General features: G+C 66.9%; 13 protein-coding genes. 9 read left to right on the top strand and 4 right to left on the bottom strand.

Annotated elements, in window-relative coordinates; genetic code table 11:
- Window positions 1–34: 34 nt before the first annotated feature.
- The 3 genes from ACFYOW_RS29545 to ACFYOW_RS29535 form a co-directional block, all read right to left on the bottom strand.
- Window positions 35–1,393, bottom strand: coding sequence for an alanine racemase (locus ACFYOW_RS29545; RefSeq protein ID WP_387293525.1), 1,359 nt, complete (start codon window positions 1,391–1,393; stop codon window positions 35–37).
- 152 nt (window positions 1,394–1,545) lie between these two features.
- Window positions 1,546–2,556, bottom strand: a complete 1,011-nt coding sequence (locus ACFYOW_RS29540; RefSeq protein ID WP_387293359.1) for an ornithine cyclodeaminase family protein — start codon at window positions 2,554–2,556, stop codon at window positions 1,546–1,548.
- Window positions 2,528–3,721, bottom strand: a complete 1,194-nt coding sequence (locus ACFYOW_RS29535; RefSeq protein ID WP_387293358.1) for a TauD/TfdA family dioxygenase — start codon at window positions 3,719–3,721, stop codon at window positions 2,528–2,530. Before ACFYOW_RS29535 ends, ACFYOW_RS29540 begins: the two co-directional genes overlap by 29 nt.
- Window positions 3,722–4,036: 315 nt before the next feature.
- Here ACFYOW_RS29535 and ACFYOW_RS29530 point away from each other — a divergent pair, with 315 nt between their 5' ends.
- The 9 genes from ACFYOW_RS29530 to ACFYOW_RS29490 all read left to right on the top strand — a co-directional run bounded on the left by ACFYOW_RS29530 (window position 4,037) and on the right by ACFYOW_RS29490 (window position 13,675).
- Window positions 4,037–5,554, top strand: a complete 1,518-nt coding sequence (locus tag ACFYOW_RS29530) for an ABC transporter substrate-binding protein (RefSeq protein WP_387293357.1) — start codon at window positions 4,037–4,039, stop codon at window positions 5,552–5,554.
- The gene (locus ACFYOW_RS29525) at window positions 5,554–6,477 is read left to right on the top strand and encodes an ABC transporter permease (protein WP_387293356.1); all 924 of its coding nucleotides are present in this window, start codon (window positions 5,554–5,556) and stop codon (window positions 6,475–6,477) included. Before ACFYOW_RS29530 ends, ACFYOW_RS29525 begins: the two co-directional genes overlap by 1 nt.
- A 44-nt stretch (window positions 6,478–6,521) precedes the next feature.
- Entirely contained in the window at window positions 6,522–7,385 is an 864-nt protein-coding gene (locus ACFYOW_RS29520) for an ABC transporter permease (RefSeq protein WP_387293355.1), read from the top strand.
- The gene (locus ACFYOW_RS29515) at window positions 7,382–8,980 is read left to right on the top strand and encodes an ABC transporter ATP-binding protein (RefSeq protein WP_387293354.1); all 1,599 of its coding nucleotides are present in this window, start codon (window positions 7,382–7,384) and stop codon (window positions 8,978–8,980) included. The genes ACFYOW_RS29520 and ACFYOW_RS29515 overlap by 4 nt, the downstream gene beginning before the upstream one ends.
- Before the next feature lie 210 nt (window positions 8,981–9,190).
- Window positions 9,191–9,916 carry a lytic transglycosylase domain-containing protein gene (locus ACFYOW_RS29510; protein ID WP_387293353.1) on the top strand — a complete coding sequence of 242 codons (726 nt, stop codon included), beginning with the start codon at window positions 9,191–9,193 and terminating at the stop codon, window positions 9,914–9,916.
- A gap of 157 nt (window positions 9,917–10,073) precedes the next feature.
- Window positions 10,074–11,360 (top strand): phosphopyruvate hydratase, encoded by a 1,287-nt coding sequence (gene eno, locus ACFYOW_RS29505; protein WP_387293352.1) that lies wholly within the window; start codon window positions 10,074–10,076, stop codon window positions 11,358–11,360.
- A 17-nt stretch (window positions 11,361–11,377) separates the two neighbouring features.
- Window positions 11,378–12,022, top strand: a complete 645-nt coding sequence (locus ACFYOW_RS29500) for a septum formation initiator family protein (RefSeq protein ID WP_387293351.1) — start codon at window positions 11,378–11,380, stop codon at window positions 12,020–12,022.
- Entirely contained in the window at window positions 12,019–12,549 is a 531-nt protein-coding gene (locus ACFYOW_RS29495) for a DUF501 domain-containing protein (protein ID WP_387293350.1), read from the top strand. Before ACFYOW_RS29500 ends, ACFYOW_RS29495 begins: the two co-directional genes overlap by 4 nt.
- Window positions 12,550–12,727: 178 nt before the next feature.
- Window positions 12,728–13,675, top strand: a complete 948-nt coding sequence (locus ACFYOW_RS29490; RefSeq protein WP_387293349.1) for an exopolyphosphatase — start codon at window positions 12,728–12,730, stop codon at window positions 13,673–13,675.
- Window positions 13,676–13,681: 6 nt separating this feature from the next.
- Here the strand turns inward: ACFYOW_RS29490 and ACFYOW_RS29485 are convergent, their stop codons facing one another.
- The gene (locus ACFYOW_RS29485; RefSeq protein WP_387293348.1) at window positions 13,682–14,494 is read right to left on the bottom strand and encodes a neutral zinc metallopeptidase; all 813 of its coding nucleotides are present in this window, start codon (window positions 14,492–14,494) and stop codon (window positions 13,682–13,684) included.
- Window positions 14,495–14,766: the final 272 nt, after the last annotated feature.

Here is a 14,766-nt window from a genome sequence, read left to right as displayed (position 1 = left end):
GCCGTAGGGGTATTGGTCGAATGGGGGTGCCGGGTCATCCGGCGTCGAGCGTCCAGCGGAGTCGATCGCCGGTGCCGTGCAGCACCACCTTCGGCGGAATCGGCAGTTCGTGAAAGGCCGATTCGTTCGAATCCATTTGGTAACCGGCGGTATTCGGATAGATCAGCAGATCGCCGACCTCGGCTCGTCTCGGTAACGGGACGCGCCGCCAGCTGAGCATGTCGGACTCCAGACAGCTGGCCGCGCCGACGCAGGTCGGGGTGAGCTCGCCCGGGCGCGGCGGCCACAGTATCGGATCGGGGAGGTATTCACTGTCGAACCACTGCTCGGACAGGCTCAGGCTGGTGCCGTCCACGGTGAGCAGTTGGTAGGGGTGACCGTCGACGTGGCGGGTCTTGCTGCCCTGCACCCGGAAGACGCTGGATCCGGCGCGGTCGAGCAGTGCCCGGCCGGGTTCGACGGCGAGCCGGATATCGTTGTCGCGCAACCGTTGCGCGAGTGCGTTATGCGCGAGGACGGCGGTGAGCATGGCCGGGCCGGGCGCCGGGAAGTGGTACGGGTAGTACGAATCGAACGACTTCCCCGCGTGGAACCACTGACCGTTCGCGTGATCGGTGAACTCCGTCCAGGCGCTCGCGGGCACATAGTCGACGCCGAATCCACCGCCGATGGAGATGGTGCAGGCCGGATGGCCCAGTGTGCGCGCATCCAGGCAGCGGGTGATCAATTCGCCGGCCTGTTCGGCGCGTGCGACGGCATCGTAGCCGGACAGGTGGAAGCTGAAGCCCTGTAGGCGAATCGATTCGTGGCCGACGGTGCCGGACGCGCCGATCACCGAAATCGCGCGGTCCAATTCCGCTGCGGTCATGCCGAATCGGCTCGCGGATCCATTGGGCAGCACGCGAAGTAGTACGCGGGCCGCGGCGGCGGGGGTGGTGAATGCGGCCAGCCTGTCGAGCTCGTCGAGACTGTCCACGGCGATCGATGCGCCGTGCCGCACGGCAAGCCACAGCAGATCGTCGGATTTTGCGGGACCGGTGACCATCAGCTCGGCACCGCGAACACCCTGTGACAGTGCGGCATTCAGCTCACCCACACTGGAAACGTCCACGCCCGCGCCATACTCGGCGCAAGCGCGGGCAACACAGGCCGCCTTGTTGGCCTTCTTGCCGAAGTAGACGACCCCATCTACACCAGCCTGCTCGAATACCTGCTGAAATCCGTTGATATTCACCGCGACTCGTGACGGATACATCACATGGAACGGCCCACCGATCGCAAAGGCGATATCGCCGAGCAGATTCGGATCGGCGAGCAGCCTGCGCTCCCAGTCGTCGGTGTGTGCGGGCAGGGCGGGTGCGCAAATGCTCAGCAGGCCCCGCACTGCCGCCAGTACAGCGGGATCAGGGGCAGTCTCGGTACCCGACCGATCATCGCCGAGTTCGACCTTGTCGCGGGTCGAGCCGTCGTCGAACAGCAGCGTGCCGTCGGGTTCGGCGGTGCCGGGGATGCGTACCTTCTTGTCGAACTCGACGGCGCCGATGTCTAGTCCCACAGGGGCACCTCCGTGCCGCGGCCCTCGGCAATGGCTCGTTCGGCGAGTGCGTGTGCGACGGCGATATCGGTCAGCACCAACCCGCTGTTGTAGACGAAGATCCGCTCGTCGTCGGAGCGCCGGGCGATCGCGCGACGGCTCAGGATCTGTGGCAGTTCGGCATCGACGGTGCGCAATCTACCGTCGGGACCGGCCATATCGGTGCCGGTCAGCGCCATTTGCTCGGCGCTGGTGGCGATTACGCGATCGGCGTCGACCAGCGTGGACGGCGCCAAACCGTAGCCGACGAGCACCACGGTGGATCCCGGTGCGAGATCCTCGGATTTGATCCCGACCTCGGTGCCCGGTCCGGCCGTCGCCAACACCACATCGGCAGTACCGGCGGCCGCGCGCGGATCCTCGACGGTCTCCAGCAACGCGTGCGGATTGTATTCGGCGAGGTAATCGCGCACCGCCGCCAGACCCTCCGGATGGGTGCCGTAGAGCATCAGCTTGCGCAGCTGCGGATTGGCGGCAAGCAAGTGCGGCAGGGCATTTCGGCCCTGGGTGCCGGTGCCGATCAGCAGCACGCTCTCCGCGCCGCGGCGTGCGGTCTCGCGCACCAGCAGGGCTGACACCGCAGGGGTGCGCAGTGCGCCGACCCTGGCGCAGTCCATCATGGCGATCGGCGCGCCGGTGCTGTCGTCGTAGAGCGTGATGGTCGTGTAGTAGCGCTTGGTGCTGCGGTCGTGGCCGGGATCGAATTTGTAGGAGGTTTTCATCGCGACCACCCGGCGCCGGCCGTCACGCCCGAGCATGGCGTAGGCCACCGACCAGCCGTCCGGATTCGCGACGCTGAGTTTGCGCGGATTATCCGAATCGCCCGCGGCGAAGGCGAGATACGCTTCCTCCACCGCGCGCACCACATCGGCGGGCGTGATGGGCACGTCGGCGAGATCGCTGCGGCTCAGCACACGCAGTGGTGTGCTCCGGTCACGGGTGCTCAACGGTTCCTCGATCATGTTGTGTCGTATCCAGCCTTACTGCGGTCCGGGTGGTAGCCCGGGCCGGTACACCGTCGATCGCGAGCGGGTCGCCTGCCGCTCGGAACGGGGCGACGATCCGTTGCCCATAACCATTTTCGTCGGCCTCGGCGGCCCGCCGTCGGCGTTCGGGCAGGCGGACGTTGACGCGCTTGAGCCACCGGTCAGTGCCGTCATAGCGCGCGGTAAACGGTACCCGGCCGTGCACGGCCACGTCATTGTCCACCAGCAATAGCTCGCCGGGGGTCAGCGCGGCGGTGACGCAGACGCGTTCGAGCTCCGCGGTGAGGCGCGCGTAGGCCAGCCGGAATTCGGTATCGGCGTCGTCGAGCGGGGTGTATGCCGGATCGTAGCGAAGCGTCAAATCCGCTGTGTCGTCGACTGATTCGGTGCTCCACAGCGTCGGCAACGGGAATGCTGAGTAGTGCTCGTGACCGGTGCCGTAGGAGACGTCGGGCAGGATCGGCAGGGTCGGCGTGCCAAGTAGTCGGCGCTCGTCAGCGGTGAGCTCGGTGCGGCGCACCGAGGAGACGGTGGTGCCGACGCCGTCCGGATTGCGCAGACACGCCAGCATCAACAGGTTTGCCCGGTCCGGGTGGAAGGCGTCCTCGGTATGCGGGCTGAGCAGGGTTTTGCTACTCGCGCCTGACTGTTCGTGTTCGTGACCGGGCGAGGGCACGATGTTGTTGACCAGCCGACCGCCCTGCTGGCCCTGCCAGCCGAACGGTTCACCCGCGCTGCGGGCGAGCAGCAGCATCGCGATATCGAGTTCGAATGAGCTTGCGCGGCGGTCGGTTTCGCCACTCCAGCGGGCCGCCTCGACCCAGCTCGGCGGGGTCGGGCCGCATTCGGCATCGGTCAACGGCAGTTTGCCGACGATGGTGGCGCCGGCCGCGGTGGCGGGCGGTCGCAGGGCGACACGTACCGCGTCGGGCAACTCGCCGACACGCGCATCGATTTGCTCGAGCAATGCCGGATCGGTCAGCGTGCGCGCGAGGTCGGTGGTGCCATCGGGCCAGGAGTCGACGGTGATGCATATCTCGCGAGCGAGAGCGCGCACCGCATGTCCGGCGGTGGTCGGCAGCTCGCGCCGTTCGATATCTAGTGGGTGAAGCGTCTTACGTTCGGAGAGAACGCCTTTCACCAGTGATCCCTTCTTCGCATCGGGTCGAAAAGCGGGGGTATGACGATTCGATCTGCGAAGCTAGTGGGTCTGGCCGTGTTAAGCAAGCCTTACCTAAACAAGTCGTAAAAATAGCGAGCGCATACGGCTGAGGTCGAAGCCTGCCGCAGCTAGATGTAGCAAATTTGCGGCATTGCTTTCGGGGTGGTGACTGATAGCTGTGGTGCGGCAAAACTCAACGGCCGGAACCCTATTAGGCTAGCCTGTCCTAGCTAGATTCGCTAGGGTTTGCGGGTCGCGCGCGGGTAACTCGTTGAGGTTCGAGGAGGCAGCACCATGGAATGGAATCGACGACAACTCCTGCGATCGGGACTCGGTGTCGGCGCGGTGCTGTTGGTCGCCGCATGTTCGGACGGCGGCAATTCGGACGGCCCCGTGCGGCGCGGTGGCACCCTGCGGGTCGGTGCGCTCGGCAGCGCGGCGCGAATCGAACGCGATCCGCATGCGAATCTGAGCAATGACAGCGACTTCCTCATCGCCTCGCTGGTGTACGACGCGCTCACGGTACCGGGCGCGAACCCGAATGTTGCTGCGCGCCTTTCCAGTCGGTGGGAAGCCGACGCGCAGCGACGCCGCTGGAGTTTCACCATCGCCGACGGCGCGACCTTCCACGACGGAACCCCGGTCACCTCCGATGATGTGGTGTGGTCGCTGCGTCGCCTGCGGACCGTCGGCGGTGCGTCGAAAATGCCTGCCGCCGTTGAGGACATCACCGCGGACGGTCCGAACCGGGTGGTCATCGCGCTGCCCGAACCGAATTCGCAACTACCGCTACTGGTTCGGTTGATGACGTTCACCGTCAAGAAGGACACCAGCGATTTCACCAAGGCCATCGGCACCGGGCCGTTCCGGTTGGAGTCCTATCAGGGTGGCAATGCCCGGCTGGTGCGCAACGATCGGTGGTACGGTCCGGCGCCACTGCTGGATGCCATCGAGGTCACCATGTTCGACAGCGTGACGGCATTGGGCAATGCGGTGCTCGGCGGGCAGATCGATCTGGCCTCGAATGTCGGTGCGATCGCGGGACGCACCGCCGAGGGGCGCGGTGATCTGCGGGTGGTGCGGCGGTCGAACGACACCATGGTCGGGGTCGCGATGCGGACCTCCGACGGGCCGTTCGCCGATGCGCGGGTGCGCGAGGCGATCCGGTTGGGCGTCGATCGCAAGGCCCTGGTGAATCAGGTGCATTCGGGGTACGGCACCGTCGCGAATGACATCCTCGGTACTGGTGATCCGTTGTACGACAACACCATTGCGCAGCGCAGCCGCGATGTGGACCGGGCCAAGACGCTGCTGCGCGATGCCGGATTCGATACCGGGCGCGGCTACCAGTTCCTCACCAAGGCCGAGGCCCCTGGCGAGGTCGAATCGGCGAAGGTGATCGCCACCCAGCTGGCCGATATCGGGCTGCGCCTCGATGTCGTGACGCAGGAGTCGAACACTTTCTACGACCAGACCTGGTTGAAGGCGCCGTTTTACACGGTCTCCTGGGGCACCAACGACTCCACACTGTTCTTCGCTACCAAGCTGATGTCCTCGACATCCAATCGCAACGAAACCGCCTTCAAGGATGGCGAATTCGATGCGGCCACCGCGAAAGCACTTGCCGCGCCCGATGACTCGGAATACGCGGCGGCCTGCCGTGACGTGCAGCGGATCCAGTACGCCCGCGGCGGTTATCTGGTGTGGGGCATGGCCGACGGCATCGATATCGCGACTTCCCGGGTGCGCGATGTGCCGACCCTGGGCGGCTTCGCCAGGGTGCAGTTGGAACGGGCCTGGCTCGCGGAGTGATGTCCTTCGCCCGACTCCTCATCCGGCGCGTCCTGCTGCTGGTCGCGCTGCTGGCGACGGTGTTCGCGGCCGTCGATCTGCTGCCGGGCAATTCCGCCCGCGCCGTGCTCGGCCGCGACGCCACCGCGGAGCAGATCGCGGCGAAGGAACACGAACTCGGCCTGGACCGGCCGCTGCCGGTGCGGTTCGTCGAGTGGATATCCGGTGTGGCGACCGGTGATTTCGGTCGCACCGCGCGCGGGCGATCGATTAATGAGCTGCTGGCCGACAAGTTCCCGCCGACGCTGCTGCTCGGCGGGCTCGCCTTCTTGGTGACCGTGGTCGCGTCGCTGCTGCTCGGCGGCTGGTGGGCGACGCGGCGGGGCGCGGCCACCCGGTTCCTGCAGCCGACTACCACAGCGGCGGCGGCGATTCCGGAGTTCGTCATCGCGACCTTGTTGATCCTGGTGTTCTCCTTGGGCGCCGGTTGGTTGCCTGCCGTCACCATTACCGGGCGTTCCGGATTTCCGGCCAGTCCGGACATGCTGGTGCTGCCGGTGCTCGCACTGGCGATACCGCAGACCGGCTGGAACACCCGGGTGGTGCGCGCGGCCCTGCTCGACTCCGCGCGCTCGCCGCATGTGGAAAGTGCGGTGCTGGACGGGCTTTCGACCACCACGGTGCTGACCAGGCATGTGCTGCCGTTCGCGCTGCCGACGATTGTGGCGAGTTTCGCGACCACGGTCGGCATGCTGCTCGGTGGTGCGCTGGTGGTGGAGACCATCTTCAACTACCCGGGACTCGGTGCGGTGCTCGCGGGGTCGGTCGCCGATCGGGACACCTCGCTGATCGCCGCGGTGGTCGCGCTGACCGGGATCGTCATCATGGCGATGCTGGCCATGGCAGACGTGATTCGGGCCTGGGCATTGCGAGGGCGGATATGACCGGCGCGCAGCGGATTCCGGTGGCTCGGATCGGGAGATCGCAGGTGAAGAGATTCCTCACCGCATTGCCTGCACTGGTGGTGGTTATCGCTGCTGCGCTCGGGCCGAGCCTGGCGACTCGGCCCGCCGAGGAGGCTGTCGGGATACCGTTCGGGCGCCCGGGTGCGGACACCTTATTGGGCACAGACCGACTCGGGCGGGATGTGCTGGCGCAACTGCTCTACGGTGGTTGGGGCCTGCTGTTGCTGGCGGGCGTGATCGCGGTCGCGGTGACCGGGTTGTCGTGCGTGCTCGGTGCGGTCGCGGCACTGCGTCCTCGGGTCGGTGCGTTGATCGAAGGCATCGCCGATTTCGCGATCCTGCTTCCCGCGGTTCTCGGAATCTTGCTGGTGCTGACGGCCTGGCCGGATGCGGACGTCTACGGAATGGTCGTGGTGGCTCTGCTCTTCGGCACTCCGTACTGTGCAAGAGTTTTCGCGGCCGCTGCGGCGGGAGTCGCTGCCAGCGGCTATGTCGAGGCCGCCCAAGCGAGCGGTGAAACTCTGCCGCACTTGGTATTTCGTGAGGTGATTCCGAATCTACGCGAGGTCTTGGCCGCGCAACTCGGTCTTCGCTTCGTAGAGGGCGTGTATGTGGTCAGCACCGCATCGTTCCTCCAACTACCGACCACGCTCGGCGCGAGCAACTGGGCGGTCATGGTGCGCGAGAACTCCTCCGGCATGCTCCTGAACCCGTGGTCCGTGCTGGCGCCGAGCCTGGCGATCGCGGTGGTCGCGGTCAGTGTGAATCTCGCGGTGACCTCGTTCGATCAGCACCGTCCGCGGCGATGGGCACGCGGTTCCGAGTCGCTGGGGCCGACCGGCGCGGAGTCGCCGGTCGCAGGCAATGCGTTGGAGGAGCGGGGATGAATGCGTCTGTCGTCGTCGATGCGCTGACCGTATGCGGATCGAATGGTCAGGAGTTGTTCGAGCCCACGAGTTTCAGCGTCGCGGCGGGTAAGGTCACCGCCCTGACCGGTCCGTCGGGATCGGGCAAGACCACGTTGATGCGGGCACTGCTCGGGCATCTGCCAACGGGAGCCCGGCGATCCGCGGGATCGGCCGTGGTCGCGGGGCAGGACGTATTCGCATTGAATCCTGGTGCACTGCAACGGTTCCGGCGTGACCACATCGCTTATGTCGGGCAGGATCCCGGTTCGGCCCTCAATCCGTTGATGCGTGTGCGTTCCCTGCTCGACGAGGTTCGCCACCCCGCTGCCGCCGTGGCCGAAACGCTGGAGTTGGTCGGCCTTTCCGACGAACACCTGCGCCGCCGGCCCGGCGAACTTTCCGGCGGTCAGCAGCGCAGAGTGGCCCTTGCGCGTGCGCTGGTTCGCCACACCGGAATTCTCGTTCTCGACGAGCCCCTGGCCGGCCTGCACGGTTCCCTCCGCACCGAAATCGCCCGTCTGCTGGCCGATATCGCCGCTCAGCGCTCTGCCGCAATCTTGCTGTCCGGGCACGACACCGCCACTATTCATGCGATCGCGGATGACGTGGTCGAGTTGGGTGCGGTGCCTACCGATGTAATCGGCCGCACACCTGTGCCGGCTCGTTCGGGTATGTCGAATTCACCGCAATCGAACGGGGGTGCAGCATCGGTCGTGCGCGTGGCGGTGGTTCCGGAGCCGCGACTCGGTCGAGAGGCCGACACCGGGGACTCGGCTCCGCGACCCAGCGACGGACAGGGTGCGGTAGCTGTGCGCTCCAGGACAGTCGAGTTGGTTGCGGAGCCCGTCCTGCGCGGTCAAGACATCGGGGCCTCGATCGACGGGCACGAGGTATTGGCGGGCATCGACTTCGTGCTGCCGGGCGGCGCGGCACTGGCCATCGTCGGGGCGTCAGGAGCTGGAAAGACCACTCTCGCGCGGGTTGTCGCCGGGCTGCACCGGGAAGCGACCGGATCGCTCGAACTTCGAAGTGCGTCGATCCCGATCGGCCTCCGTCGACGAGCTCGCAACGGCCGCAATGGTATTCAGCTGGTCACGCAGAACCCGCGGTCCGCGCTCAATCCCCGTCGCACCGTCGCCCAGACGCTCGGCCGTCCACTGCGCCGAATCGGCGGTGTACCGAAACGAGAACTGGCGCAGCGCATAACCGACTTACTCGACTCGGTCGAACTCGAACCGGAGCTCGCCATCCGCTACCCGCACGAACTCTCCGGCGGCCAACGCCAGCGGGTGGCACTGGCCAGAGCGCTCGCGGCCGAACCAGCCGTGCTGGTCTGTGACGAGATCACCTCGGCCCTGGACCACAACACCGCCGTCTCGATCATGACCCTGCTGGACCGCATCCGCGCCGAACACGACACCGGCCTGCTCGTCATCACCCACGACATGACACTGGTCACCGGACACTGCTCCCACCTCGTCGTCCTCGACCACGGCCGCATTGTCGAATCCGGCTCGGCGACAGCGGTCCTCACCGCCCCGGTGCACACCGCGACCCGCGAACTCCTCGGCTAGACGTTTCCCGCACACAGCTTGTGCGTGACGCGCGGTAGTTCTGCGACGACGAATCGGCGGCTGCGTTATCGGCGATCTGCTCGGTAATCTCGGATCACGGAGCGCGTGACCACCGGGCATGCGGGTTCTGCAGGGGAGGGGTACATGGCGCTTGGCTTGCCGCGACGCGTGCATCGCGGGGATGGTCGTTCGGATCCGGATGATGGAGGAATGCTCGCGAAGCTGATCGGCGTGTTGGTCGCCGCAATGGTGATCCTTGTACTCGCCGGTTGCGGCGCCGAACGCAATCTTCCGCCCATTCCCGAGGGCATCCCGCCTGGTCCCGGTACGCCGCTGCCGCTGATCGATCTGGATGCGCCCGGCCGCACCGCCGTGCAGTTACGCGACTGGGCCGACGAGCAATCCGACAAACTCGGCATTCCGAGCGTCTCGCTGGAGGCGTACGGCTATGCCGCGGCGATCATGGGCCGGTCCCGGCCGGACTGCGGGATCGCCTGGACCACCATCGCGGGGATCGCCAGTGTGGAGAGTAAGCACGGCACCCATCGCGGTTCGGAGGTCGATGTGGATGGCACGGTGCGTCCGCCGATCATCGGCATCCCGCTGGACGGTGCGCCGGGTGTGGCACTGGTCAAGGACACCGACGGCGGCAAGCTCGACGGCGACCCGGAGTTCGACAGGGCGCTGGGCCCACTGCAATTCATCCCGGAGACCTGGAAGCGCTGGGGTGTCGACGCCAATGGCGACGGTGTCGCCGATCCGCAGAATATCGATGACGCCGCCCTCACCGCGGCCCGCTACCTGTGCGCGAGCGGTGGCGATCTGACCTCCGAGCGCGGCTGGCAGCAGGCTCTGCTGACCTACAACCAGTCGAATGCCTATCTATTGACCGTCCGCGATCGCGCCGCCGCGTACAGCGTCGGGCGCCGGGCATGAGCACCCCTTGGAGGAAACGACGGGTGCTTATCGCGACAGCGCGAAATGATTCGTCGGAGTGCCGGTTACTGCGCAATGCCCGAGGACGCTAGGCTCGCAAGCGCACGGCCCTTCCCGTCAGACCTACCGTGCCAACAGCCGAAGGAGTGTCGTTTTCGTGGCCATCATCGAACAGGTCGGAGCTCGCGAGATCCTGGATTCTCGCGGAAACCCCACTGTCGAGGTCGAGATCGCCCTCGACGACGGCACCCTGACCCGGGCTGCCGTTCCCTCCGGTGCCTCCACCGGTGAGCACGAGGCCGTCGAACTGCGCGACGGCGGCGAGCGCTACGGCGGCAAGGGTGTGCAGAAGGCCGTCGAGGGTGTGCTCGACGAGATCGCGCCCGCCGTCATCGGTCTGGACGCGGTCGAGCAGCGCACCGTCGACCAGGTCCTGCTGGATCTGGACGGCACCCCGGACAAGTCCCGCCTGGGTGCGAACGCCCTGCTCGGCGTTTCGCTCGCGGTGGCCCGCGCCGCCGCTGAATCCTCGGGTCTCGAGCTGTTCCGCTACCTGGGCGGCCCGAACGCGCACGTGCTCCCGGTGCCGATGATGAACATCCTCAACGGTGGCGCACACGCGGACAGCGGCGTCGATGTCCAGGAGTTCATGGTCGCCCCGATCGGCGCGAGCACCTTCAAGGAGTCGCTGCGCTGGGGTGCGGAGGTGTACCACGCGCTGAAGTCGGTGCTGAAGTCCAAGGGCCTGTCCACCGGTCTCGGTGACGAGGGTGGTTTCGCGCCGTCCGTTGGGGGCACCAAGGAAGCGCTCGACCTGATCGGTGTCGCGATCTCGAAGACCGGCCTGAAGCTGGGCACCGATGTCGCGCTCGCGCTCGATGTCGCCGCCACCGAGTTCTACACCGCGGGCAGCGGATACAAGTTCGAAGGCAGCGTCCGCTCGGCCGCCGACATGGCGCAGTTCTACGCCGAACTGCTCACCGCCTACCCGCTGGTCTCCATCGAGGACCCGCTGTCGGAGGACGACTGGGACGGCTGGGTCGCGCTGACCGACCAGATCGGTGACAAGGTGCAGCTGGTCGGCGACGACCTGTTCGTCACCAACCCGGAGCGCCTGGAGGAGGGCATCACCAAGGGCGCGGCCAATGCGCTGCTGGTGAAGGTCAACCAGATCGGCACGCTCACCGAGACTTTGGATGCCGTCGAGCTCGCGCACCGCAACGGCTACAAGACGATGATGAGCCACCGCTCCGGCGAGACCGAGGACACCACGATCGCCGACCTGGCCGTCGCGGTCGGCAGCGGTCAGATCAAGACCGGCGCCCCGGCGCGCAGCGAGCGTGTCGCCAAGTACAACCAGCTGCTGCGCATCGAGGATGCGCTCGGCGATTCCGCACGGTACGCGGGTGACGTCGCGTTCCCGCGGTTCGCGTTCGAAGGCTAGTCAGCTAGGGGAGCGGTATGACAGAGCGACGTGCGCGTGGATCCAGTCCGGCTGGACGCGGGAACCGCCGCACGTCGCGTTCTGCCAGATCGCGCCCGTCCGCCGAATCGCCGGCGGCCGCACCGAAGCGGACGACCCGCAGGCGGTCCGAATCCGCCGACAAGGCCAAGCCGCAGAAGATCGGGCTGCGCTCCGGCGGGCACGAGGACAAGCACGATCGCACCATCCTCGGGCTGTCCACCGGTAAGGCGGTCATACTGGCCGTCGTCGTGGGCGCACTCGCGTTGACCTTGGCCGTTCCGCTGCGCACCTATTTCGCCCAGCGCGCCGAGGCAGCGCACCTGGCGCAGGAGCGCATCGAACTCGAGGCCGATCTCGCCAAGTTGCGGGATCGCCGTGCGCAGCAACAGGATCCGGCCTACGTGCGTTCCGAGGCCAGGGACCGGTTGCGGCTGGTTATGCCGGGGGAGACGCCCTATATCGTCCAGGTGCCGGGTATCGAAGCGCCCGCGCCGCCCGCCGCGCCGACCCAGTCGAAGGCACCCGAGCCCTGGTACACCGACCTGTGGCGCAGTATTTCGCAACCGCAGCAGGCCCCGGCGCCCGTGGCCGCACCGGCCGGGCCGCCCGCGCCGCAGCCAGCACCGGAAGGACCCAGGTGACCGTACCGAACGACCGCGATCTCGAGATCATCGCCAAGCAGCTCGGACGCGAACCGCGCGGCGTACTCGCCGTCGCCTACCGCACCCCGGACGGGCTGCCCGCGGTGGTCAAGACCGCGCCGCGGCTGCCTGACGGCACCCCCTTTCCGACCCTCTACTACCTGACCGATCCCCGCCTCACGGCAGAGGCGAGCAGGCAGGAATCCGCGGGCGTCATGCGGGAAATGACAGAACGCCTCGCCACCGACCCGGAATTGGCCGCCGCCTACCGCGCTGCCCACGAGAGCTATCTGGCCGAGCGCGATGAAATCGAATCGCTCGGTACCGATTTCACCGGCGGCGGCATGCCCGAACGAGTGAAATGCCTGCACGTCCTGATCGCCCACGCCCTCGCCAAGGGCCCAGGCGTCAACCCCTTCGGCGACGAAGCAGTCGCCATGGCCGCCGACCACGGCCTCCGCGGCACTGCAATCCCCGCAGACTGGCCGAAATACGAGCCGCCACACACTCCGGCCGACGGGCGATGACGTGCGCGCGGCGCTTGAACTGACCACGGGCGCTGGAAAGAATGTGCGCGCTGTGCTCAGCGCGGGCGCTGCGATGAGCGCACGCACCGAGGCGGGCGGCGCATGAACTTGGATGACTGGACGCGCCGTTGCGCGCGAGTGGGAAATTGGCCGGGGCTGATATGAGCGGAGCTGAGCAATGAGCGATCGGGTAGCGGCGGTTGATTGCGGGACGAATTCGATTCGACTATTGATCGCCGAGGTGCTCGGCGATGGGCGGTTGGCGGATGTGCACCGGGAGATGCGCATTGTGCGGCTGGGGCAGGGGGTGGATGCCACAGGGGCGCTTGCGCCGGAGGCGATCGAGCGCACCAGGGTTGCGCTCGCCGATTATGCCGCGCTGATGCGGGAGGCGGGGGTCGATCGGGTGCGGATGGTCGCGACCTCCGCGACGCGCGATGCCGCCAACCGCGAGGACTTCTTCGCCATGGCCCGTGCCGAACTCGGCACCGTGGTGGCGGGTGCGGAGGCCGAGGTGATCACCGGTGACGAGGAGGCGCGGCTGTCCTTCACCGGTGCGGTCGGCGAATTGGCGAGCGAGGCAGGGCCTTTCGTTGTCGTCGATCTCGGCGGCGGTTCCACCGAACTCGTCGTCGGCGACAGTGATGGTGTCCGTGCCGCATTCTCCGCCGATATCGGCTGCGTCCGCATCACCGAGCGATGCCTGCCGGGTAACCCGCCGACCGCCGAACAGGTCTCCGCCGCACGGGAATTCGCCACCGAACGACTGGACGAGGCCTTCGCCAAGGTCCCCGTCGACGGCGCGCACACCTGGGTCGGCGTCGCGGGCACCATGACCACGATCGCCGCCGTGGCCCTCGATCTGCCCGAATACGATTCGGAGCGAGTCCATCTCACCAGCCTCACCCTGGACCAGGTGCGTGAGGTCTGCGATCGCCTGATCGGCATGAACCACGACGAGCGCGCCGCCCTCGGCCCCATGCATCCCGGCCGCGTCGATGTGATCGGCGGCGGCGCGGTCATCACCGAGGTGCTCGCCTACGAACTGTCCCGCCGCGCCGACATTTCCGCCCTGATCGTCAGCGAACACGACATTCTCGACGGCATCGCCCTTTCCATAGCCTGAGGCTGGTTACTCCACTTCGTCGAGCGCGGCAGCCCAGGTATTGCACGATGACGTGGAAGCGGTGCGGTAACCGGATTCGACCCAGCGTCGGCTGTTCACGCCGGTGCCGTGGGTCGGATCCTCCTCGGTATCGGATTGGATATCGATCAAATCGACCGCCTCGGCCGGGGTCAGCATGCCGCCGGCCTGAGCTGCCGCCAGCATCACACCGGCCAGGCACTGGGCCTGGAGTTCGATGCGTCGGCTGAGTTCCAGGCCGAGCGGTGACTTCTCGCCCGCGGAATCGATATCCCGATCGGCGCTGCGCAGGATGCCGGTGGAGGACTGCAGGTGGTGCCCGTATTCGTGCATCACGACGAACATCAGGTATTGCCCGAGTTGTGAACCCCAACCCCGATGGATGGGATCGTCGGTCGGCCAGTACACAGTGCCGCCGCAATAGAACGCGGGATCGGTGGACTGGACCTGTTTCGAGCAGCCGGTCGTCACGTTGTCGACCACCACGAGTTGCAGCGGCGCGAGGCCCATACCCGCGGCGCGCACGGCCGGATCCCAGGCCTTCGTCAAGCAGTCCAGCTCGGTCTGCACGAATTGCCGCTGGCCCGCCGCGCTCATCTCGATCGGCGGCAGCTGACACCGCAGCGGCGGCAAGCGCAGCTCGGCGTGCAGCGTATTGGCGGTCAGCGGAGGTTCCGGCAGCGCGCCGACGACGGGCTCGGCATCCACCGCGGATACCGACGCGCACCCGGTGCCGAGCAGCGACACCAGCGCGCCGATCACGGTGAGCAGCAGCGCCGCATGGGCGCTCGAGCGCTTCATCAGGTTCCCCCGTCCAGCCAACAAACGAGGTTTCCCCGTCCAGCGAGGCGAACTTTACCGGGAAATTCTCCGGTTTTCCCGTCGCTGTGCGTCACCGAGCGCGGGCGACGAATATTTGACATTGCCTCGGATTCGCTGGCCAGGCGCGCTGAAGCGGTATTTCCAAGATGGAAGTACCGGTTGGCGGATTGCTCCGGCGGCAGTTCTGGCATGCCCGGCCACATCGGCGGTGAGCAGGGGAACTTTGTTCAGGATGCCGGAAATTCCCTACC

It is taken from the genome of Nocardia sp. NPDC006982 (assembly GCF_042869435.1).
In the GTDB taxonomy this organism is placed as follows: domain Bacteria; phylum Actinomycetota; class Actinomycetes; order Mycobacteriales; family Mycobacteriaceae; genus Nocardia.
Note: the sequence above shows the minus strand (reverse complement) of the source record. Positions and strands in the feature narration are given on the sequence as shown.

Excerpts from the sequence above, each read along its gene's own strand:
- ACFYOW_RS29540 (WP_387293359.1), bottom strand. The coding sequence starts at position 2,556 with ATGATCGAGGAACCGTTGAGCACCCGTGACCGGAGCACACCACTGCGT.
- ACFYOW_RS29530 (WP_387293357.1), top strand. The coding sequence starts at position 4,037 with ATGGAATGGAATCGACGACAACTCCTGCGATCGGGACTCGGTGTCGGC.
- ACFYOW_RS29525 (WP_387293356.1), top strand. The coding sequence starts at position 5,554 with ATGTCCTTCGCCCGACTCCTCATCCGGCGCGTCCTGCTGCTGGTCGCG.
- ACFYOW_RS29515 (WP_387293354.1), top strand. The coding sequence starts at position 7,382 with ATGAATGCGTCTGTCGTCGTCGATGCGCTGACCGTATGCGGATCGAAT.
- ACFYOW_RS29510 (WP_387293353.1), top strand. The coding sequence starts at position 9,191 with ATGCTCGCGAAGCTGATCGGCGTGTTGGTCGCCGCAATGGTGATCCTT.
- ACFYOW_RS29500 (WP_387293351.1), top strand. The coding sequence starts at position 11,378 with ATGACAGAGCGACGTGCGCGTGGATCCAGTCCGGCTGGACGCGGGAAC.
- ACFYOW_RS29490 (WP_387293349.1), top strand. The coding sequence starts at position 12,728 with ATGAGCGATCGGGTAGCGGCGGTTGATTGCGGGACGAATTCGATTCGA.
- ACFYOW_RS29485 (WP_387293348.1), bottom strand. The coding sequence starts at position 14,494 with ATGAAGCGCTCGAGCGCCCATGCGGCGCTGCTGCTCACCGTGATCGGC.